At 45.4% G+C, this 22338-nt stretch carries 15 protein-coding genes; 7 read left to right on the forward strand and 8 right to left on the reverse strand.

From position 1 onward, the window contains the following. Positions 1-272: 272 nt before the first annotated feature. From ACZ5R2_RS17945 to ACZ5R2_RS17955, 3 genes are all read right to left on the reverse strand, one after another. Positions 273-599: a DUF202 domain-containing protein gene (locus ACZ5R2_RS17945; protein WP_464903232.1), complete on the reverse strand. Its 327-nt coding sequence runs from the start codon at positions 597-599 to the stop codon at positions 273-275. A 16-nt stretch (positions 600-615) separates the two neighbouring features. Further along, complete coding sequence (locus tag ACZ5R2_RS17950; protein WP_464903231.1) at positions 616-978, reverse strand: YidH family protein; 363 nt, start codon at positions 976-978, stop codon at positions 616-618. Between the two features lie 174 nt (positions 979-1152). Continuing rightward, a complete protein-coding gene (locus tag ACZ5R2_RS17955; RefSeq protein ID WP_464903230.1) occupies positions 1153-3036 on the reverse strand; it encodes an Ig-like domain-containing protein in 1884 nt (627 codons plus the stop codon). A gap of 410 nt (positions 3037-3446) precedes the next feature. On the opposite strand from ACZ5R2_RS17955, the gene ACZ5R2_RS17960 reads away from it, so the two are divergent. Continuing rightward, entirely contained in the window at positions 3447-4868 is a 1422-nt protein-coding gene (locus ACZ5R2_RS17960; RefSeq protein ID WP_464903229.1) for an aldehyde dehydrogenase family protein, read from the forward strand. A 515-nt stretch (positions 4869-5383) separates the two neighbouring features. Here ACZ5R2_RS17960 and ACZ5R2_RS17965 read toward each other — a convergent pair. From ACZ5R2_RS17965 to ACZ5R2_RS17975, 3 genes are all read right to left on the reverse strand, one after another. Beyond that, a complete protein-coding gene (locus tag ACZ5R2_RS17965; RefSeq protein ID WP_464903228.1) occupies positions 5384-6910 on the reverse strand; it encodes a sulfatase family protein in 1527 nt (508 codons plus the stop codon). Positions 6911-6973: 63 nt separating this feature from the next. Beyond that, positions 6974-8557 (reverse strand): MFS transporter, encoded by a 1584-nt coding sequence (locus ACZ5R2_RS17970; protein ID WP_464919466.1) that lies wholly within the window; start codon positions 8555-8557, stop codon positions 6974-6976. Positions 8558-9147: 590 nt separating this feature from the next. Then, entirely contained in the window at positions 9148-10389 is a 1242-nt protein-coding gene (locus ACZ5R2_RS17975; RefSeq protein ID WP_464903226.1) for a carbohydrate porin, read from the reverse strand. A gap of 281 nt (positions 10390-10670) precedes the next feature. Between ACZ5R2_RS17975 and ACZ5R2_RS17980 the strand changes: the two genes are divergently transcribed. The 4 genes from ACZ5R2_RS17980 (at position 10671) to def (ending at position 16317) form a co-directional block, all read left to right on the forward strand. Continuing rightward, positions 10671-11348: a hypothetical protein gene (locus ACZ5R2_RS17980; protein ID WP_464903225.1), complete on the forward strand. Its 678-nt coding sequence runs from the start codon at positions 10671-10673 to the stop codon at positions 11346-11348. Between the two features lie 136 nt (positions 11349-11484). Further along, positions 11485-12396: a family 16 glycosylhydrolase gene (locus ACZ5R2_RS17985; protein ID WP_464903224.1), complete on the forward strand. Its 912-nt coding sequence runs from the start codon at positions 11485-11487 to the stop codon at positions 12394-12396. A gap of 992 nt (positions 12397-13388) precedes the next feature. After that, a complete protein-coding gene (locus tag ACZ5R2_RS17990) occupies positions 13389-15467 on the forward strand; it encodes a DUF4962 domain-containing protein (protein ID WP_464903223.1) in 2079 nt (692 codons plus the stop codon). Between the two features lie 346 nt (positions 15468-15813). Continuing rightward, positions 15814-16317 carry a peptide deformylase gene (def, locus tag ACZ5R2_RS17995; RefSeq protein WP_464903222.1) on the forward strand — a complete coding sequence of 168 codons (504 nt, stop codon included), beginning with the start codon at positions 15814-15816 and terminating at the stop codon, positions 16315-16317. Positions 16318-16408: 91 nt separating this feature from the next. On the opposite strand, the gene ACZ5R2_RS18000 is transcribed toward def, so the two are convergent. Next, positions 16409-18394 carry a hypothetical protein gene (locus ACZ5R2_RS18000; protein WP_464903221.1) on the reverse strand — a complete coding sequence of 662 codons (1986 nt, stop codon included), beginning with the start codon at positions 18392-18394 and terminating at the stop codon, positions 16409-16411. Positions 18395-18432: 38 nt separating this feature from the next. Further along, positions 18433-19077, reverse strand: coding sequence for a glutathione S-transferase family protein (locus ACZ5R2_RS18005; RefSeq protein ID WP_464903220.1), 645 nt, complete (start codon positions 19075-19077; stop codon positions 18433-18435). 230 nt (positions 19078-19307) lie between these two features. Here ACZ5R2_RS18005 and ACZ5R2_RS18010 point away from each other — a divergent pair, with 230 nt between their 5' ends. Both ACZ5R2_RS18010 and ACZ5R2_RS18015 read left to right on the forward strand, forming a co-directional pair. After that, positions 19308-20210: a LysR family transcriptional regulator gene (locus ACZ5R2_RS18010; RefSeq protein ID WP_464903219.1), complete on the forward strand. Its 903-nt coding sequence runs from the start codon at positions 19308-19310 to the stop codon at positions 20208-20210. A 238-nt stretch (positions 20211-20448) separates the two neighbouring features. Then, positions 20449-22332 carry a methyl-accepting chemotaxis protein gene (locus tag ACZ5R2_RS18015; protein ID WP_464903218.1) on the forward strand — a complete coding sequence of 628 codons (1884 nt, stop codon included), beginning with the start codon at positions 20449-20451 and terminating at the stop codon, positions 22330-22332. Positions 22333-22338 lie beyond the last annotated feature (6 nt).

A 22338-nucleotide genomic window follows, 5' to 3' on the forward strand; every position in this document is an offset into this window, starting at 1 on the left:
CGTTTTTTTAACTTTAGAAGGCAATACATAGCTGTTTGACTTCTTTGAGCACAAGTTTCTCTGGTGATAAACCAGGTACCGTGATGTTTCATGTTCCTTAACTTTGCAGTTTTGTGCAGACCACCCTGAGTTTATAGGGTGGTTTTTTTTATACGAAAGAGCGCACTACTTTATTCTTTAGAAAGTAACATATCACATAATAATGCCTTTACGTTATCTATTGATGGTCAGTAGAAGCCATTTTAGTGGCTCAAAGATGGAAGCTTATGGGTTTATCGTAATAGCATATATATCAAGTAACAACTGGCTAGAAGCGCCACTATCAGCGACAGAGTTTGTTTCACAACAATATCCTTAATCCCTACCTTAATATGTGCCTCGCTGATAGATTGGCAGCGGCGATGTGAATAAACAGAGCTGATTATTGCAAACACCATAGTTGCACTACCAAGTTGCGATAGGTGATGGACATGGCTACTACTCAGTAGTTTGAAGAAAATAAGCCCAATTCCAAATAGAACCAATTGAGTTCGCAGCCAGGCCAATGATGTTCGTTCAGGCTGCAGTCCGGGATCTTTTGTGTCTGTACCATTACTCATAGCGCGACGCCTTTACTTATAACGCGATAGCCAAAATCACAGCGAGAGATAGAACTAACACCACCACGCTGACGACTTTTAGGAAGCCAGTATATTTGATAGGGGCCTCTCTTCGCATCGCATCCTCATTACTTGCCCAGCGAAGATACGCAAAGCTGGCAAGTCCTGCAGAGCAAAAACAAAGAAAGTAGCAGATAAGCACTCTTACTTGTGGGTTAGCGAGGTCAGGGGTGAGTTGGTCAATGCCGATAGCAGCCGCTAGAAGGGCCAGAGAGGTGCGGATCCAAGCGAGGTACGTGCGTTCATTAGCGAGCGAAAAGCGATAGTCAGGGGCTTTTCCTTGATGCCTCCAGCGCGGATGACGTTTGGGTCTTTTCATTAAGCAATCCCTTAGTTGTTACTAGCAGCATTACAAAGAGAGCTAAAATGAGCCTTTGGCCACACACTCATGGTCTAGGTGAGCGAAATACTGCTATGCATTCCTTTAGTAAAAAGCACGCAAACCCGCTGTTAGACATGGCAAGTTTGCGCGCCTATTAGGTTAATAAAATCGTTAACTAACTACAACTGAAGTGGTAGCAGTGAAGCCACCATTCTTAGTTTTCACGGTTATAGTTGCATTACCCTTGCCTTTTGCAGAAACTTGACCCTGTGCGTTGACGATGGCAACAGAAGGGTTGCTAGATTGGTACGTCACGCTAATGTTACTCGCATTGTTAGGAATGACATTGGCTAACACAGTCTTGGTCTCACCAACCTTTATACTCAGACTGCTAGGGGAAGTGGTTACGCCGGTTACGGGTACCCACCCAGTATTGCTTTCTACAACTGTGATCATGCTACTATCAGTGAAGGCTCCATCATTAGTCGTTACAGACACGGCCGTGGTGCCTTTTTTCTTCGCTGTGATCAAGCCACTGTTATCTACGCTGGCAATATCGGAGTCGTCTGAATAGTAATAAACACTCTTATTGCTGGCGTTGTACGGACTGACCTTAGCCGTGAGTTGCACTGTCTCATTGACTTTCAGCGTTGCTGAAGTTGGTGAAAGCTCTACATCGGTTACCGCGACATTGCCGCCATCGCCATTGCCGTCACCACTAATTAGGATGGGCTCAATTGGGGCTTGTGCGTAGATCGCCGAGCCATTAGATGAATTAAACACCGGGGCTAGAGCGTAGAAGTGCCCGCTAGGGAGTTGGTTCGATGGAGTGACACCAGACAGGTCGATGCTAAGCGTGGTTTTGCCAGCATACTTGTTGTCATCTTTGGTGGTATTTGGATCATTCGCACTGCGCACGACTTGGACGAGCCCTGAGCTATTTTTTTCAATCAGGTTGAGTGTGACGCCGTTGTATTGACCTGACTTAACGTAGTAATCACTGCCGCCGTGGTAGTTAACCACAACGTCCATTGGTTGGTTGGTTGGGAACTCGGTGTTAACGTAACGATCTTCATCGTCGATCCACACCGAGGGCATGGCCTTCCAAGTTTTCACGTAGTCAACCTTCATACGTGCCTTCTCTGGAAAGCCTTCTGAGATGATGTTGTCAGGGTTTGGATCGGCACGCTGACAGTCAGGGTTATACTTAATCAGGTGACGACGCAGGCCTTGTGAGAAAGTCACGCGCATTGGACGGTGCCACCATTTATTTGGTTTGGAGCCGACCTCAACGCCGTCGACATACCATGTGATTCGATCTGGGCGGTTTTCCACAGCATAGGTGTGGTAATCCAATCGAGGATCAAAAGGTGCGCGGTAGTGAAGCAGTTGCGCCTCAGGGTTTGGCTTTGGACGCTTCCATACAATTTTGCCGTTTTCTTCTACGCGTGCGTGCAGGTTGTGGTCCATATCGTATTGGTCGTCAAAGTCGGTTGGGCTGCGCCAATCGGCCTGTTGCAGCTCAACGATATCAATTTCGCTGTAGTCGACGTACTGCTTAGTTGGGTCATTGCGATCATCGAATGGGTGATCGTCACTGTAGAGCCAGAACGCGGGGCTCAGACCAGGAAACATCTCAACACCTTTAATTTTGGCTTCATAGAACCCATAGACGCCTTTAGCGATTGAGTGAACAGCGCCCGATTTGTAGTAGAGCTCGCGGTCCACGAACTGTGGTGGTCCTCCAGCCACGCCATCCCAACAACTGTCAGCAAAACGACGTGTGTGAGTTTCCTGGGTGGTTTCTATGACGAGTTTGCCATCTTGAACGTAAGCATTGGCAGGGTCAAAAGTCCAAGCACCCACGTTTAGGCTCGCTGGTGCATTTTGCCATTTCGCTGGATTAATTGAGCCAGTAGTAAAATCGTCACTTCTGTCGCCTAACTCCTGCCAGCGAACTTCACCAGCATGAAAGCCAGTAGGACGGATCACACTGGCATGTGCGGCTGTAACGGCAATGGCCAGTGTCGATAGTATTAAATATTTTGATTTCATAGATGTCCTGAGGATAAGTTATTTTTCAATACTAAATATTGTTTTATTTAATGTTTCAATTAATTAGTCCACTGGAATTCTAATTTGAGAAAATAAATATGTGTGTGATATCAGTCACGATAGATGTCTGCTTGGGTAAAGTCCCATGACATGGGAAGTCATAGTGAATTGTAAGTTAATTATACTTCTGGGGTTTAAATCTATTGATTAGTTTATATAATACTCAGCAGTTAATTTAATGTGATGATTTTACTGGACAAAGCACTAATTAAACCAATTTCCTAATAATTAGATCGCCATTCCATATTGTGGGAATTTACTTCCATTTTAAAAGAAAGTGGAGTGAGATACAAAAAACATTTACCAAGTACGGTATTATTTTCTTGAATCTAATGGAATAAGGTCGAGTGATGATTGTAAATAGTATGTACGTAGATGGTAGGTCATATGACAGTGGTGAAACGACTGCTGTTTATTCTCCTGCCACAGATGAAGTGCTAGCCAATGTCCAGGCTGCGACTTTGGAAACCGCACAAATTGCCTTAGAAAGTGCCAAAGAGGCACAATTGAGTTGGGGCAAAGCCAGTGTTAAAACACGCATTGAGTGGATGAATAAACTCAGACAAGCTTGTATTGAGCATGAAGAGCAGTTGCGCATGTGTGTACACTTGGAAACCGGTAAGACCTGGGAAGGGACACAAGAAGATTACCAACTGCTGATTGACAGCTTAGAGTTTTATGCTCAAGAGATCACTCGCTTTCAACCTGATCAACTGGTCGACCCTGATGGTCAGTGTGTCCACACTTTACGTCATAAACCGGTTGGTGTTGTGGTTGCATATTTATCATGGAACTTCCCGTTGCTTAATCTAGGCTACAAGCTTGGTCCAGCCATGGCCAGTGGTTGCCCGATTATTCTCAAACCTTCCATTCAATCACCATTGTCAGCTTATTTGGTGGGGGATTTATGTCGTCAAATTGGTTTGCCTAAAGGGGCGGTCACTATTATTTCTGGTGGTGATAGAGATGTGAGTGATCTCCTCACCAAGTCGAAAGTACCTGCAATGATCACCTTGATAGGCTCAATTCCTACTGGGGTGAAAATCATGGCGACGGGGGCGACAAACATAAAACGATACTCGATGGAGCTTGGCGGGAACACGCCGTTTATCGTATTTAATGATGCAGATCTAGACAAGGCTGCTGATATTTTAACCGCGCTTAAATATGGTAACAGTGGTCAAATATGCGTCGCACCTAACCGCGTGTTTGTTGAATCTCAAGTTCATGATGAATTCCTAGCTAAGGTACTAGAGCGAACCGCCAAGGTTAAGCTGGGCTTCGGTCGTGATAGCGACGCGACCATGGGACCGTTGATCAATAAGAAAGCGAGAGCCGGAATTCACAGTTTGGTCATGAGTGCGGTTGAGCAAGGGGCGACCTTGCATGCCGGAGGAGAACTGACTGATAGTGATGTCGGTGCATTCTACCCGCCAACTGTCGTGACCGGTGTTCATGATATGATGGAAATCTACCGCGAAGAGTTGTTTGGCCCTGTAATAAGTATGATCCGCTTTGAGGGAGAGGATTATGTGACTGATATGGCCAATGACACAGACACAGGCTTAGCATCTTACGTGTTCTCTCAAGATCATGCCAAGGCCAAGCGTGTGTCTGAGAACCTTGATTTTGGAGAGGTTCAAATCAATGGCGTGAAATACGCAATCGAACTACCACACGTAGGCATCAAACAGTCGGGCATTGGCTGTGATTGCTCTAAGTATGCACTGAACGACTATCTGTATTTAACCCGCGAAACCCATTCATTATAATAATTTAAATTCTCCATACTACACCAGCACTTGGCCTCACGTTTCTCTCAAGCGTGAGGCCGTTTTTTATTTCCCGATCGGGAAAGAGGCGAGTAGCGAGAGCGCTATGCTTCGGGAGACGAGGGGTGGTTGCGGTGATACCGCGAGTCTCTTTCATGACTATAAACACTACTTAGTAATGGTACTTTTATACACTGTAAACACGGAGAGTATTGGAATCTTGAGAAAGTATTGGTAATAAGGGTGTTAATGCTTGGGGAGTATTCATGAGGGTACATTCAATACAACTAATATTATTTGAAGGGTTAGTTAAGTAGAATATATTGATGTTAGCCAGAGACATTATGATAAACGAAAAGATAAGGCAATAAGAAATATGTGCAACGTACTAACTACTCGCTCCCCGGGACGACGTGTAACCCGCAATTCGGAACGCAGTGTAACTCACACCTCGAGTTTAATGAAAAAGGCCACCCGAGAGGGTGGCCAATGTTAATAAGATGAAACTTAGTCGCTTACCACAGCGCGTAGTGGTTGAAGATGCCTAGATCGCACTCGATGTGTTTTTGGAATAGCTGGGCTTTGAGGCGATCACAGATTACGCGGATGACTGGATCTTTAGTCACTGCGAGGTTAACGCGCTCTTTTAAATCGACTCTGTGGTCATACAGCTCTTCTTCAGCGGTATCTAGGTAATAGGTGTAGCGATAGTTTTGATCGAACAGTGAGATATTACGGTTCTGCTCGCGAGCGGTGTAGCAGGTGACCATTGGAGTGTTGTCTTCTGCTTTCTCACCAAAAATATCGATACCTTGAACATAGCTAGGGACTTCCACACCAACTAGTGACAGCAAAGTTGGCACTACGTCGGCATTACTCATTGGCGTTGCACACTTCTCAGGTAGAGAAGTGCCTTTAGCAGGCTTAAGGACGAATGGAAGATGAAGTAGGTTGTTGAACGCCACATCGTACTTACAAATCATGTCTAGATCGCCAAGGAAGTCACCGTGGTCTGAGGTGAAGACGATGATGGTGTCATCGTAGATACCTAGCTCTTTGGTTTTCTCGATGATTTTGCCTACTGATTTATCGATAAGCTTAACCGAAGCCGCAGTGTAACGATAAGCCTTGGCCAAATCTTCTTTCTCAGCCGAAAAGTTATCCATTGCTTGCTCGACAGCATCCGGCTTTTTGCCAACCAGTTCGTCACGCTGAGTAAACTCCGGTAGCGGGATGTCATGGAACTCTGCTGCAAGCGACTCTGGTGGCGTGAATGGGTGGTGAGGGTCAGGGTAACCAACAAAGATAAAGTTTGGTTGATCGCTGTCTTTTTGCTGCTCTAGGTGCTGACATACTTCATCGGCAAGCCACATGGTATTGTGTAGCTCTTCAGGCAGTTTTGACGCATAGATATCGTTGGCGATCGAGCCTTCTTTGGTGTTGATATCTTCCCCTGGGAATACTTGCTCAACATAGTTAGGGTGGTTTTTGTGTAACCAACGACCGTAATGACCGCGGTTGTAACCACAAGGCGCTTCACCGTGACCTAGGATCAGTTTCTTCTGAGCGAAGCCGTAGTATGGGCTCTCATCGTGCTCTGTCTCTTCTTCATCCCACTTTGAGTAGGAGTCGTAGAAATCGTAAGAGCGGTCAGCAAGCATTGGCTCTAAGTGCATTTTACCAAACAGCGCTGTGTGGTAGCCCTGCTCTGTGAGTAGGTCGGCGATGGTCGGGATCTTATCCATGACATCAACCCCAAACAGACGTTGACTGATGACGTTGTTTTTATCTTCACAGCCGTTGTCACGGCGCCACAGTGGGATACCATTTGACGAAACGCCGTGGCCAGGAACGTAAAGACCAGTCATCAAGCTCGCGCGTGATGGCATACAAGCGGAGTTGGTTGAGATATGACGGCTAAAGTTACAACCCTCTTTAGCAAGCTGGTCGATATTAGTGGTTTGTGCGTGACTGTTTCCATTACAACCTAAGCTATCAAAACGCTGTTGGTCAGTATGGAGGATGATAATGTTTTTCTTCATGGAATATCCTAATTTGAGATTGGCCCACCTTACCCCGAGGCGGTAAAGTGGGCCCAAGATTAATTACTTAGCTTGTGCAGGGGAGAGGTCAGCAAGCTCACCCTTAACCAAGAGGGATTCGATTTCTTCAATCGATTTGTTCTTAGTTTCAGGCAAGATGAATAGCACCAACAGAATACCGATTGAGCTACAGATGGCGTACATCAAGAACGTATTGGCTGCGCCGAAGGTTGTTAGCTGCCATGGGAAGAAGCGCTGAACAAAGAAGGCTGCCAAACTTGCTACCAGGCCAAAGCATGGGATGGCGATAGAGCGTACCAAGTTCGGTGTGATTTCCGAGAACACCACCCACATCATTGGACCAATCGAGAAGAAGAATGCGGCCTTGAAGACAAAGATAGCGGTAACAATCATCCATGGGTTAAGTTGGATGAAGGCATTGATAAATGCACCTTCGTTGAGTGTCATCTCTTGGTCAGAGTAGAGCGGACGAATCGCATCTTTAAAATCACGGTCGCTAGTAAAAGTCTGACCTTCTAGTGACTGCAGTGGCGCTGTGTCGACGCGGCTTTCAAGGCTGACGATTTTCTCAGAAGAGATGTGGTAGTTTGCACTGCTAAAGCCGTACCAGATAGTTAGGTGGCTTAAGGCGATAGTTAGCAAGCCAATGAGTAGCAGTGTACGACGTCCAGCTTTATCTACCAGCTTCATTGCAATCATAGCGAAGAAGATACTGATAAGGCCCAGAAGTGTGGTTTGGAAGAAGGCGTTGTTTTCACCCAGACCGACTTGCTCAAAAATCATTGGCGAGTAGTAAGATACCGCGCCCATACCACTGAATGATTGCACTAGCGCAAGACCAATACCAATGGTTAGGATAGTTTTCATGCGTGGCGAGAATAGGATCTTAAGCTGAGCACCCAATGGGATGCTGTGGTCAGTTTTGGCTAGGTTCTCTTCAATTTCGGCAACAACAGCGTTCACTTCATTTTCAGGAGTTACCTTACGGATAACCGCAATCGCTTCTTCTTTATAGCCTTTTTTCATCAACCAGCGTGGTGATTCAGGCAGCTTAGTTAGTGTTAGTGTCCATAGGATAACGACTGGAATCTCAGAAGCGAACATGGTGCGCCATACATTCTCAGTTGAGAATAGGAAAGATTGCTCATCGAGTACCAGTACACAGCCGTAGTTAATTAGGTAAGCAACGAAGAAACCGATACCCATCATAACTTGGTTAGAAGCAACAAACTTACCGCGCATTTTACTTGGCGCAAGCTCACCAATATACATTGAGGCGATACTGAGACAACAGAAAGCCATACCGCCAAGCATACGAGCTAGCACAAGAACGGTGTAGTTATTGGCTATTGTTGATGCAATCGCAGAGATTAAATAAAACCCGGCGATGACTAGCATCATTTTTTTGCGGCCTAGCTTATCAACTAAACTTCCGCTGAATAAAAGCGCAATAATTGCACCGAAGGCCGGGGCACTTACGACAGTACCAATTTGAAGGTCAGTGAGTGCAAACTCTGCTTTAATAAACTTTACTGTTCCAGAGATGATTCCAGCATCAACGCCAAAAACAAATCCACTCAAAACAATAATAGCCATGTAGTATACGAGGTTTCTATTATGTGTCATTTTGGTTAAATCCCTATAGTTATAAGCTTTACAACCTTAAATTGTATATTTAATGTACTAATTCAAGGTTGGTGATTTGATTAAAATATGCAATCTTTCGTCCCATTTAAATTAACATAATCGAATGTTTGCATAGTGGACATAGATCACGCAGCAAGAGTATGGATCGTGATTCCCAAAGAGTGGGAATGTCGCAAAACATGGAATTCGCCATAAATGTGCATCTAAATTGCGCAAAAAGTCAGCAAATCAAGCGCCTAACTAAGAGTGTTGCAGTGAATTCATCGGCTTTTCCGTAATAAGTATTAAATTAGTACTTATTAATTGTGGTTGAGATATCTAATCTGGTATAGCAGCTGATCCGGTGACAGCCATAAGAGAGGTGACTTTACCATGTGTGATGACGTGTAGCGTGACAGGCTCTCATACACATGTATTATTGATAAGCAATACTCATTATTTTACAAACGTTGGATAAAAATATCGCATTCCAATTTCAGGACTAAAAAACCGCCTCGGGTAAGGCGGTTTTTAACTCTGCTAAGTATCAAAAATTTTGTCGATTTTTCCTCAGCGATGGATTTTAGTCATTACATAAATACTTCGAAATAAGCACCAACTGAGACCGCTTCTTTAACGCCTTTTCTCGCGCCGTTACGTACAATTTCTGTGTCAAGCCCACCGTAGGAGACATAGAAATGGACAATTGGGCGAGAGAACAAGAAATCAGATAGTGAAACATTTTGTGATAGCGTGACCTTCCATGAAGAGTTAGTACCATTTGCACCGTTATTTTCATCATGGACATCTATAGTGTCGTAAGCAGTTTCTAGCCAAGTACTATGGTGTTTGTTGTAGTAATATCCGCCTCGCAGGACACCTTGGTACCATTTTTCTCTAGCTTTACCAGCTTTAGCACCATCGTTGGTGGCGAGGTCGCTGTTTTCATAGCTGAATGCATACATCATGGCGAACTTATCAGTGATCTTCTCATGGCCGTAAAGAAAGGCACCCAGTGATCCACCATCCTCAGCCGGCCCCGCATGTTGGACAAGGTTCTCTTTCACTCCATCGCCATAACGGACGACGAATTTTGTGAAACTACCTTTTCGGTTGAGGTTGTACGTGGCTGCTAACTGGTAAGCATCATCGTTATTGACGACACCACTGCCCCATGGTCTATCATCATTGCGTCCATCACCAAAGCCATAGTTAGCGTAAAAATCTAGTGTTTGCTTATCTGCAATTCTAATATCTTTAATCGACGACAACAGCGCGTAACGACCGTTACTGTCATTATTTCTCATGCCTGAAATCGCTTCTATGCTGGCTTTACCAAAACCTAAATCAAAGTTTTGGACGCCACCACCCACGCCGTCATTAAGAAGTGGTTTGTAGTTATTCAGCAACATTTGAACACGCTGGGCATAACGCTGACCTGCCCAAACGTGTGCGCTCGGGTTACTCTTGATTACATTAGTACCGCCTGCCCACATTTGGGCCGTTTTCCATGGGCCGGCATTGTAATTATCAGTGGCCATAAATAAGGCGCGCCAATTAGAATCGTTGGCCGACCAACTTTTTTCAAAGCCCAGCTCGTGGCCCATACCTTGGTTGGCAAGGTGGCCTGTAAGTGCGTATTTAGAACCCGCAGACTTAATGACATTTATGCCATTCATTATCGAGCCATTTTGCAGTTTTGTGCTATCGGTATAACCCATACCGTAACGCGCATAGCCAGTTAGGCGAAATGAATCATCTGCGTTAGCTTCAAAAGATTGATAGGGGAGTGTTGCTAATGTAAGTAAAGAGACTGCTAGTGTTTTTCGCATGACTTAATCCTTGTCATTTAATTGTTTCGTTTTCATTCGATTATTCTCACCTTAGTGGAAGGGCATTGACGAAAGACTGCTTAATTTAGTTAATTCAGATTGCGGTTGTAATAATATGTAAAAATATTTGTCAGGCTCAAGGACATGCTTATTGTAATTAGCATCTTCCCATATGCTGGGACGTTGGTTCACAAAGCTACTTTAAGAGAATTAGATCACAAAATTATTTTTAAAAGCCATGCTAGACTTTGTATCAACTTGATAAGGAACTGGACATCAGTATGTTTAATAAATCAAAATATGGTTTAGCATATGTATTCACGGCAGCATTGGTTTCAGGCTGCATATCCAGTGATGTGATTGTTGAAACATCCAGTTTATCAGGCAATAAAGTGGTTAAAGGCCAAGTGAATATCACCGAGCTGTGGAAAAACTTAGAAGCAAAAAGTAAAGATGAGTCGGATGACAGCGAGATTCGCCTTTATGACCCATTGGTTTTAGAGTTTGGTCAACCCGCTTTCTATACTTTTGAGCCGTCATTACCTTATGTGATGATAGATAAAGTACTTAGACAGGTATATGTTATCGAGTTGCCCGAGCAAAAAGGTAACTATTCTGTCGACCTTTACAGCTATGCAAATGAAAACTTTGTCTTCGAGCCAATCTATCAGTTGTTTGATGGCTCTTTTATGCCGATTGGGCAAGAAATCAAGACGAGTTGGGTTGAGCGTGGCAATGATCTAACAAATTACTTTTTTACCAGTGTTCATTTAGACGATAACTACAGCAATGCTAAATATATTCTGGTTTATAATGATCCAAGTAAATTGGGTGATGAACATTATGCTTGGGATGCCAGATATCATTATTATAAGGATAATAATACTGACTACCCTAGAGACGTTATGTTAACGGTAGCTAACTCAGAGTTAGGAGTCCTGAGTGCGCATGCTTATTAATGTTTAAGAGTATTTAAATTGCTGTAATAATTAAATCAGAAAAAACATCAATACTTAAATCAGTGCATGACTTCAATGTTGTTATGACGTTGAATATTGCAAAATAATAGTTGTATATATATTTTAAGGATAAATTATGACAACCATAACTAGTTGTAACCCTAAATTGTCATTATTGCTAATTGGCGCTTCATGCGTGCTGTCGAATGCGGCGTTTGCTGCGGAATTCCAACCTCATACCGCTCAAGAGGGCGAGAAATGGGTTCTAGTTGACGATTTATCGGATGAGTTCGATGGTCGTGATACATCTAAGTGGAATTTCCAACCGGAGTCATTTGGTGTTTGGACTTGGGATAAAAATAACGCTGTTGTTGAAGACGGTATTCTGACACTAAGCGCTGTACACGAAGAGCATACGCGTCGTTTCTGGGATGGTTGTAATAAGAAGCCAGTTGATGATTACCCACTGTACTTTAAGTCAGGTATGGCGAAGTCTTACGCAACGGGCGTTTACGGTTACTACGAAGCTAAGATTAAAGGCGCAGACCTTCACCCAGGCGTATCCCCTGCATTCTGGTTGTACAGTGCCTTTGACCGCACACTAAAAGAAGACGGTGATGTGCAATACTCTGAAATCGACGTCGTCGAGCTGCAGCAAGAGGAAGACAACGTATTCCAGAGTGACCACAACCTACATAACGTTATTGTAGAAAACGGTAAGCCGAAGTGGATGCGTCCTAAGCCATTCGCGCCAACAAACCAAAACATCCACTTCTTGGACTTCGATCCACGTGAAGAGTTTGCTATTTACGCTGTAAACGTTACCCCAGAAGACATCACTTGGTATGTGAACGGTGAGCAAGTGGGTTACAAGAAAAACCTTTACTGGCACCGTGATATGAACGTGGCACTGTCGCTAGGTATGCGTGGTAAGCAGTTCACTCGCTGGGATTGTAACCAATTCTACCCAGTTGACCTACAAGGTGAAACAGGTTTGCCAACAAGCATGCAAGTAGAGTACGTGCGTGCATGGCGTCTAGAAGACTAATAACTTGCTAAGCAGGTAGAGTCAAAAAAAGCTGGGGTTTGTGCCCCAGCTTTTTTAGTTGATTACATATGGTGAATCTCACACTCAGTAATAGGAACATTACTTCCAATCAGTTCCCCACTTTCTGTATAACAAGGCACCTCTGGTGGTGTGGTGCTTTGACTTGATTCTGAAGCTAATAAGGGGCTTGCAAAAGCCACTATTAGTGAAATAAATAGTATTCGCATGGTCTTTGGCCTCTGTTTGTTTTCTCCTCTTTGCAGTTTGAATTCTAGTTGCTGCCTAAATAGTTGCAAATCACTCTCGCACTGTTAGCGTTTACACTTAAAAATTAATTTGATGTGTTTCGATATTAATAATTACATAGTGATATTTATGGGAATGGTTATATTCCTATGTGTGTGGACTAAGAAGGTAAATCCCAATATATGGGATATATCAAGATTGAAATGACTAGAATAATAGTTTGTGGTCTTGAAAATATTTATGAATTACTAGAATCGGAACCGACATTCCATCTATTCACGTTATAGAAGATACAGTTTGAGCTCGACAGCCGATTGAGCAACAAGTGTCCAAGCAGATTGGCGCTTGCTCAAATTGATTAGAGCTCAAATGATCACTCATACTTGTCACAGATAAGCGTTTTCAACCTTCAAGTTTGATATGCATTTAGTTTATTACTTATTGAAAGTCTGATCAGATGCGATCAACGAATACCCGTGCAATGTTAACTCCGCTTTCATTTTTCAGGGTTAGGGTCTAAGTTAAAAATCATACTATTAAGCCGAAGAAAAGCGCTTGTGTGCGTGGTTGACGTAGTGAAGACACAGAACCATTGAACAAACAATGTCAATTTCGACCTAAGTTCTGACCTACATCACGAAATCGCCAAAAAGTTGCGCTCAGATGACGAAAATCATTCAATTGTATTACAATAAGACGTATATTGTCGCCAATCCTTCACTCAATATTGATATAAGAGAGTTAGCATGAGCAACCAAAAATCTCTTGACGCGATCAGGAAGATGAAGCTGGAGAACGATACTTCAGCAGGTAACCTTGTAGACCTACTCCCAATCGAAGTTCAAAAGCGTGACTTTGACCTGTCTTTCCTAGATAACCTATCAGAAGCACGTCCACGTCTTCTTGTACAACCGGCAGATCTAGAAGCGTTCAAAGCAGCGGTACGTGCAGATGAATCACACTGCATGTTCGATGACTTCTACAACAACTCTACGGTTAAGTTCCTTGAGACTGCTCCATTTGAAGAGCCTCAGCCTTACCCAGAAGAAACAGTAGGTAAAGCTTCTCTATGGCGCCCTTACTGGCGTCAAATGTACGTTGATTGCCAAATGGCACTGAACGCGACACGTAACCTAGCAATCGCGGGTATCGTAAAAGAAGACGAAGAGCTAATCGCAAAAGCAAAAGCTTGGACTCTTAAGCTATCGACTTACGATCCAGAAGGCGTGACTTCTCGCGGCTATAACGATGAAGCAGCTTTCCGTGTTATCGCAGCAATGGCTTGGGGTTACGACTGGCTACACGCTTACTTCACCGATGAAGAGCGTCAGCAAGTTCAAGACGCGCTAATCGAGCGTCTAGACGAGATCATGCATCACCTGAAAGTGACGGTTGATCTTCTGAACAACCCACTAAACAGTCACGGTGTTCGTTCGATCTCTTCTGCTATCATTCCAACGTGTATCGCGCTTTACCACGATCACCCGAAAGCAGGCGAGTACATCGCATACGCATTAGAGTACTACGCAGTACACTACCCACCATGGGGCGGTGAAGACGGCGGTTGGGCTGAAGGTCCTGACTACTGGAACACGCAAACTGCGTTCCTAGGCGAAGCGTTCGACCTACTGAAAGCCTACTGTGGCGTAGACATGTTCAACAAGACATTCTACGAGAATACAGGTGACTTCCCACTTTACTGTATGCCTGTTCACTCTAAGCGCGCGAGCTTCTGTGACCAGTCGTCAATCGGTGACTTCCCAGGTCTAAAACTGGCTTACAACATCAAGCATTACGCGGGTGTTAACCAGAAGCCTGAGTACGTTTGGTACTACAACCAACTTAAAGGTCGTGATACTGAAGCGCACACTAAGTTCTACAACTTCGGTTGGTGGGACTTTGGCTACGACGACCTACGCTTCAACATCCTTTGGGATGCACCTGAAGAGCAAGCACCGTCAAACGATCCTCTGTTGAAAGTATTCCCAATCACTGGTTGGGCTGCGTTCCACAACAAGATGACTGAGCGTGATAACCACATCCACATGGTATTCAAGTGTTCACCATTTGGTTCTATCTCACACTCACACGGCGACCAAAACGCGTTCACTCTACATGCATTTGGTGAAACTCTAGCGGCAATCACTGGCTACTACGGTGGCTTCGGTGTGGACATGCACACTAAGTGGCGTCGTCAAACGTTCTCTAAGAACCTGCCTCTATTCGGCGGCAAGGGTCAGTACGGCGAGAACAAGAACACGGGCTACGAAGGTCACCAAGATCGCTTCTGTATTGAAGCGGGCGGTCAGATCACAGACTTCGATACTGAGTCTGATGTGAAGATGGTTGAAGGTGATGCAACGGCATCTTACCAGTACTTTGTTCCTGAAATCGAGTCTTACAAGCGTAAGATCTGGTTCGTGAAGGGTAAAGTATTCGTAATGCAAGACAAGGCTGCTCTATCTGAAGAGAAAGACATGACTTGGCTAATGCACACAACATTCGCTAACGAAGTGGCTGACAAGTCATTCACTATCCGTGGCGAAGTTGCGCACCTAGACGTGAACTTCATCAACGAGTCTGCTGACAACATCGCGTCAGTGAAGAACGTTGAAGGCTTCGGCGAAGTTGACCCATACGAGTACCAAGATCTTGAGATCCACCGTCACGTTGAAGTGGAATTCAAGCCATCGAAACAGCACAACATCCTGACTCTACTTGTTCCTAACAAGAACGAAGGTGAGCAAGTTGCTGTATCTCATAAGCTTGTAGGTAACACTCTAGAGCTAACTGTTGACGGCGAAACCGTAACAATTGAATTGTAATGTAACAATCTCGTGCCAGTTCTGTTAGAAACGGCGTGAGAGGTTACTACACAATATCGAAGGCTCCGAGCATACGCTCGGGGCTTTTTTTGTCCCGTACTACTATTGAGCAATGATTTTAAGCAGATGTTAGACAAGCGCTGTTCTTGTGTGCTCGAAACTGTCAAAGACAAGACAAGACAAGACAAGACAAGACAAGACAACAACAAATTGAGTCAACTCAATATGACCTGAAGTAAAAAGTACTAGGCAATTGAAGTGAACGCTGAAAACCTGCATCATATCGGCCTAGAGTGCGGCATAGAGCCGTATCGAATACATGATTTCTAAACATCAAAAGGTAAATATGGCTGTTTTAGGCATTCTCACTGCACCCGACCCACGGCTCAAAGTTAAAGCTGAGAGGGTAAACGACATATCATCGATACAAACCTTAATCGATGATATGTTAGATACCTTGTACGCGACTGATAACGGTATCGGTCTGGCTGCAACTCAAGTCGGTCGAAAAGAGGCGGTAGTTGTTATCGACCTCTCGGAAAATCGCGACCAGCCACTAATTTTGGTTAACCCTGAAGTGGTTGATGGCTCAGATAACGCGTTAGGTCAAGAGGGTTGCCTATCCGTACCCGACTATTATGCCGATATAGAGCGATTTACCTCGGTGACGGTGTCAGCGTTAGATCGCAGCGGTAATCCTATCACCGTTGAGAGCGATGAGTTTCTCGCGATTGTCATGCAGCACGAAATTGACCATTTATCCGGTAACTTATTTATTGATTACCTCTCACCACTCAAGCGTCAAATGGCGATGAAAAAGGTCAAGAAATACCTTAAGGCGCACGCTTAAATTTGTGTATTTATAAGGGTGTGTTGTTGCTCCTAACTAAGTGGATAGAAGGAGTAACATCACCTTTGTCTCGTACTTTTCCTCTCAATCGCTAGAAAAAAAATGATTCTTGATGGATTTTTAAATCTGGTCCACCGAAGCGTTTCAGCGCTGCGGTCGTAGTCTCCATCAAGGCGAGGGGGCCACATAAGAACGCCTCTCTATCGCTTAAGTGTTCGATACCTCTAAGATCACTTTCTTGTAGCCGCCTCTGGACAATCTCTAGTCTTGGCCTCGGCAACGCTTGGGTAAGTTTATCGTACGAGGTGTTGCCACTTGATGCGTCTTTACCAATGCTTTGGTAGCCAAAGACCCTTAGGTGAATGTTGCTGGGCAGGGGGGCGGCACGGTGCAAAAAGGGTTTTAGTAGGTAGATATCATCATCACGGCCAGCAAACAGTAAAATAATATCTGTTGCGAACTCTGCTCGCTTTGGGAGCTTGCGAGCAACCTGTAGAATACCATCCCACATCGCCATAAATGGCGTAATACCGACCCCGCCTGCGATCCAAAGCATCTTTGATGGAATAGCGGGAAGCCCTTCATCTGCTTTATTGCTAAAGCAGCTAAATCCAGCCCCAGTCCCTTTGAAGTTTGGGTTTATACTCTTTGGCTCATTATTTTGATGAAGTAAATTTGAGATCAATCCGCCGGGTTTACGTTTAACGGTCACATTGATTTTATCGACAGGGCCAAACCCTGCGGTTTGAGGATCAAATTCTGCGGCGCTTGAGAGAGTCCAAGTTCGAATGTAGTCATCGTTCACCCTCTGCGGATTGCTGTCATCCATATGTCGGTAATCAGCGTTAACGACCTGTGAGAAATCAAATACAGCGAAGCCGCCAGGTGTGGGTAGGGTTACGGCCTTTGACAGCTGAAAGGTAAATGTACTGACGTTCGCTGTCAGTGGTTTAACCGCTACGAGCGTTGCAGATATAGGGGTATCTGGAGCGTTGTCTTCATCATTAAGTTGCCCCATCTCGTGTAATTCATGCCTTAAATACCTTACAGGGGGGTTGTAAGGCGAAAACTGCTCGGCTGAAACCATCTCTAGATTTAAGCCTTGCTTGATGTGTACAGCACCAGTTAGTTTGATGCGGGTTAATAAGCGAACACGAGGCATCAGTTGCTCGGCGTCTTGGTCAAACAGGTTTTCGGCATCTCCAGTTAGATACAAGAGATCGCCGGTATAGAAATCTGGAAATATCAAACCCACGTGTTTATCGGTTTGGATGTTGCCAAGTGATTGATAGAAACGATTACCAGAATGGTCCGGTATGGTCAAAAAGGTCGTGACACGTTCACCGTCACGCTCGTGGTAGAGGCGGACAAAGCCAGGTGTGCCACCGCGATGGTTTAGCCCCATGTCTTGCTGGTCTTGACTAGCCCCAACGTCTTTCGAGGTATGCTTGGTGGCAAGAAAGAGCGTACTGGCTGTATTTATTAGTGCTTTACTAATGTTAGGCAGCTCGACATTGAGCGTTTTGAAATGATCGAACACTATTTCTGCCTCGCGTTGGTGATACACCAACGAGCGAACCGTAATGTATTTGGGGCAGTTGCCTAGGTGTTGCTCGGATGATAACTCCAAGCTGAACCGACCCGAGGGTTCAAGCTCTGCACTGTTTATATGGCCCGAAAATTTATTGCGTCGCCGATTGGAAAAGTCGATACCAACGCCGGCAAACAGCGCACGCTCTTTCGCTAAAGCCAGTTGAGTTTGTCTTAATGCTCGTATAAAGGGATCATCTGAGACGGCTTCGGCGACGACTGATAGCTGATTTTGCCCTACTACCTTGATTCCGATAGACGCGTCACCTTGTGCTTGTGTTACCAATAGATTAACCCAAGGTCGTCCATTGGCGTCTAAGGTGGCTAGAGGCAAGTAGGGCAATTCGGAATAGAAATTGGCATGTTCTGCTGGCATATCGGCTTCAACAAAATCAGGTATCCTCAGAGTCAGCTCTTCGGGTGTATTGCGACGCTTCTGAACACTGAGTTCACCCGAGTGCAGGCAATGTTTTTTACGAGAGTTCATGGTGGCTTGTCCGTCAGAAAATTGAATCTATCAACCGATTAAGACTCAGGCAAAGGCGAGCGTGCCATACCAACAAACCGTGGCAGTGCTTCAATGCGACTTAACCAGGCTCGAATAGCGGGGTAGGGCTTGAGACTGATACCGCCCTCGGGCACATGGGAGATATAACTGTAACCGGCGACATCTGCTAAGGTGACTTTATCGCTAGCTAGGTAGTCTTGAGTTTGCAGTCGGACTTCGAGTACCGAAAACAGTGATTCGGTCTTCTGTTTTGCGGCGTTGTAATCCAGAGATGCACCAAATACTTTGACAAGGCGTACCGCGCAAGGGCCATAAGCAATCTCTCCTGCAGCAACCGACAACCAGCGTTGGACCTCTGCTGCTTGCACAGGGTCTTGCGGTAACCACTCATAACCATCACTGTACTTTCTCTCCAAGTAAATCAGGATCGCATTGGAGTCCGATAAGGTTACGCCATTATCATCAATGGCAGGCACCTGACCAAAGGGACTTAATTTATGATATTCAGGCGCTTTGTGGGCACCATTGGCCATGTCTAAATCGATCGTCTGGTAGGGAAGGTCGAGTAACGACAGCATCAATTCAACACGGTGACAGTGTCCAGAGATGGGATTGCGATAGAGCTTTATTGGAGCATCAGATGGGCTAAATTTAACATTCATTTTGATATCCTCATGGTTGCGCTTTACCGTGCAGCGTGAGCTCAGGTCCCCTGTGCGACGTGCGAAATAAAGCTTGTCAGATCATCAGTAGCGTATTCGCAAAAGGCTGAACAGCGAGTAATAGAGTGACTGTAGATGAAGAGAATCGAGAAGTAATTGGTGGTATTAGCAATTGATTATTTCTGTTTGTGCAATAATTACTATCATCGGTTTTGAGTTGGGGTTGGCATATGGATAAACTACACACCATTCAGGTATTTATTGAAGTTGCCAACCTACAAGGTTTCTCTGCAGCGGCGAATAAACTAGGCCTTTCTGCGCCTGTTGTGACACGATCGATTGCTGAGTTGGAGAGTCGTTTGGGGGCGAAGTTGTTCAATCGAACCACCAGACATGTACGTCTAACAGAGGCAGGTGTGCGATTTTTGCAGGATGCCAAGCGCATTGTTGAAGAGTTAGAAGAGGCTGAAGCAGCCGTTAAAGGTGTTTACACTAAGCCCAGTGGTACCTTATCCGTGACAGCGCCAGTGTTATTTGGTGAAAAGCATGTTATGCCTATCGTGACGGAATACTTAGAGCGCAACCCAGAAGTCTCGGTTAAAGCGATGTTTTATGACCGGATCACCAGCCTTGTTGAAGAGGAGTTCGATGTGGCCATTCGCATTGGACATCTAAAGGATTCTGGATTGTATGCAGTTAAGGTCGGTGAAGTTAGGCGTGTTGTCTGTGGCGCACCAACCTACTTCGAGCGGCACGGTATACCAAAAACACCCACGGACTTAAGCAAACATAGCATTATATTGCCTGTTCCTAGTGGGAACATAAGCCAGTGGACATTCCTCAATCAAACCAAGAAACAAACCATCAAGCTCAACCCAAGATTGCGCTGCAATCAAATTTCAGCCGCTCGTAAGGCTGCGGTTCTTGGCTACGGGATAACCAGTCTGCTGTCCTACCAAGTTGCACAAGAGATCGAAACAGGCAGATTACAAGCCATACTCACAGAGTACGAGGAAGCGCCCATACCGGTAACTGTGATTCACTTGGAAGGCCGTCGCGCGAACGCCAAAATACGCTCTTTTATTGATTTAGCCGCTGAATGTTTACGTAACAACCCATCCATTAACCAATAAAACTAAATCAAGCACAAACCTGTCTTTGCATCGAAGCCGAACAAGGTTTTGGAATGTCATTGATTAGAACTACGATACATAAAACGACCCTTTTACGACCAAGCTTAATCTCAAGCTGCAATTTTTGTAGTAAGGCAGCATTTTCGAGGCGTTGTGGTGATTTGGTGTTCGATTTATTTTATCCAATAAAATATAATCGCCAGCCAACCAAACCATCATCACAGCAGCGTCAAATACCATGTTCAAGAATATGTCTTTAAAGAACAAGCTGGCCTTGTCTGCTAGCCTAGCCATTATTATTGGCGGGTTAGTTGTCGAGGGGCTTTCGTTCTCCAATGCCTTGCAGCGATTAAACCAAGATGTAGAGGAGCGCCTGCAGGCAAGCGCCTCAGCGTACAATCACTATGTTGCCGATTGGCTTGCTTCTAAGCAACGCGCTTTGACGGCGATTCCCGCCAGGACCGAGATTGAACAGGTGATTCCGCACCTTGAGCAAATCCGTGATTCAGGTGCGTTTGATAACGTCTTTATCGCCAGGGCGGATGGTTCGCAACGCAACGCCAATGGTGTCAGCCTACCACCTGGCAACGATGATCCGCGCGAGTGGGGCTGGTACATTCACGCTTTAGAAAACCCAGCCCAAGTGTTCGTTGATAACCCGACCGTCGCCGCGGCAACTGGGGCGAATGTGGTGTCATTAGGTAAGGCGATTCATCTATCGGGTGAGCAGTTTGTACTCGGCGCAGACGTTGAAATTACTGATATTATTGCCGGCCTCAATCAGGTGATCTTACCTGGCGACAGCAGTATGTTTATCGTTGATCGCAGCGGCACTATCTTTACTCATCGCGATGTTAGCTTACTCGACCAACCTATTAGTGCCTTGGGTATTGAGCAGGGCCAACTTCGTCAGTTAATCCAGTCTCATCAAAGTGAGGTCATCACAGTTACTGGGCAAGACTATGTGTCCCTTGCTTGGCCAATCGATGGTACCGATTTGGTCACCGTTGCGATGATCGATCAGGGCTCTCTGATCGCCCCTCTATATAGCCAAGTATGGCGCCAACTGTTGGCTACCGTGTTTTTCGTTATGCTGTGCACCATCGGATTTAACCTGCTATGTCGCGCGCTATTTCGCCCTATGCAAACCGTATCTTCAGCACTTGCCGAAATTGCCCAAGGTAATGGCGACCTAACTCAACGTATCAAGCTCGACAGCAACGATGAAATCGGTGTGTTGGCGAAAAACTTCAATACCTTTATGTCGAGTCTGCAAAGCCTGATTGGTCTTATTGGTGATCAAGCAGCGGAGCTTAATCGCCAATCCGATACAGGTTCAAGCCAAGTGAGTCACGCTGCCAATGAGATTAACAAGCAGCAACAACAGGTGACCTTAGTAGCCACTGCCGTAACTGAAATGGCCTCATCAACTCAAGAGATTGCCTCTCATGCCGAGCAAACCGCACAGGCGGCCCAGCAATCCAGTGGCAATGCTCAGACTGGGCGCGAGTTAGTTACCGGCACAAAAGTCGCGATTGGTGCGCTGGCGGGTGAGGTGACACAGGCGAATGAGGTGATTGGGCAACTGAGCCTGCACGCTCAAGAGATCAACAAAGTACTCGCAACCATCCGTGATATAGCCGAGCAAACCAACTTGTTGGCGCTTAATGCAGCCATTGAGGCGGCGCGTGCGGGTGAGCACGGTCGCGGCTTTGCTGTGGTGGCGGACGAGGTACGTGTTTTATCGCAGCGCACATACAGCTCAACCCAAGAGATCGAAACAACGATCCAAACTCTCCAGCAGACTACTCAGCAAGCGGTTAACCTAATGCATAGCAGCTCTGAGCAAGCAGACCACTCGGTTGCCAGCGCCGAGCAGGCGACTCAGGCTCTCGATGAAATTAGCGTCAGTGTTGAGCTTATCAGTGATATGGCCATGCAAATTGCCACTGCCGCCAGCCAGCAAAGCCACGTTGGTGAAGAGATCAGTCAGAGCATGGTCGCAATAAAAGACGTCACCGACGCCCTGGCAGGTGTAGTCAGCGCCAGCCAAGAAAAGTCTTCCAGCCTTAAAACACAATCAGAGCAACTCTACCAACGAGTCAACGTCTTCAAAATCTAAACCCTA

Source organism: Vibrio sabulosilitoris (genome assembly GCF_055391395.1).

What these genes read in the sequence shown, in the direction of transcription:
- ACZ5R2_RS18000 (WP_464903221.1), bottom strand. Translation starts at nt 18,394, where the DNA reads ATGAACTCTCGTAAAAAACATTGCCTGCACTCGGGTGAACTCAGTGTT.
- ACZ5R2_RS18010 (WP_464903219.1), top strand. Translation starts at nt 19,308, where the DNA reads ATGGATAAACTACACACCATTCAGGTATTTATTGAAGTTGCCAACCTA.
- ACZ5R2_RS17990 (WP_464903223.1), top strand. Translation starts at nt 13,389, where the DNA reads ATGAGCAACCAAAAATCTCTTGACGCGATCAGGAAGATGAAGCTGGAG.
- ACZ5R2_RS17970 (WP_464919466.1), bottom strand. Translation starts at nt 8,557, where the DNA reads ATGACACATAATAGAAACCTCGTATACTACATGGCTATTATTGTTTTG.
- ACZ5R2_RS17945 (WP_464903232.1), bottom strand. Translation starts at nt 599, where the DNA reads ATGAGTAATGGTACAGACACAAAAGATCCCGGACTGCAGCCTGAACGA.
- ACZ5R2_RS18005 (WP_464903220.1), bottom strand. Translation starts at nt 19,077, where the DNA reads ATGAATGTTAAATTTAGCCCATCTGATGCTCCAATAAAGCTCTATCGC.
- ACZ5R2_RS17980 (WP_464903225.1), top strand. Translation starts at nt 10,671, where the DNA reads ATGTTTAATAAATCAAAATATGGTTTAGCATATGTATTCACGGCAGCA.
- ACZ5R2_RS17965 (WP_464903228.1), bottom strand. Translation starts at nt 6,910, where the DNA reads ATGAAGAAAAACATTATCATCCTCCATACTGACCAACAGCGTTTTGAT.
- ACZ5R2_RS17975 (WP_464903226.1), bottom strand. Translation starts at nt 10,389, where the DNA reads ATGCGAAAAACACTAGCAGTCTCTTTACTTACATTAGCAACACTCCCC.
- ACZ5R2_RS18015 (WP_464903218.1), top strand. Translation starts at nt 20,449, where the DNA reads ATGTTCAAGAATATGTCTTTAAAGAACAAGCTGGCCTTGTCTGCTAGC.
- ACZ5R2_RS17985 (WP_464903224.1), top strand. Translation starts at nt 11,485, where the DNA reads ATGACAACCATAACTAGTTGTAACCCTAAATTGTCATTATTGCTAATT.
- ACZ5R2_RS17955 (WP_464903230.1), bottom strand. Translation starts at nt 3,036, where the DNA reads ATGAAATCAAAATATTTAATACTATCGACACTGGCCATTGCCGTTACA.
- def (WP_464903222.1), top strand. Translation starts at nt 15,814, where the DNA reads ATGGCTGTTTTAGGCATTCTCACTGCACCCGACCCACGGCTCAAAGTT.
- ACZ5R2_RS17960 (WP_464903229.1), top strand. Translation starts at nt 3,447, where the DNA reads ATGATTGTAAATAGTATGTACGTAGATGGTAGGTCATATGACAGTGGT.
- ACZ5R2_RS17950 (WP_464903231.1), bottom strand. Translation starts at nt 978, where the DNA reads ATGAAAAGACCCAAACGTCATCCGCGCTGGAGGCATCAAGGAAAAGCC.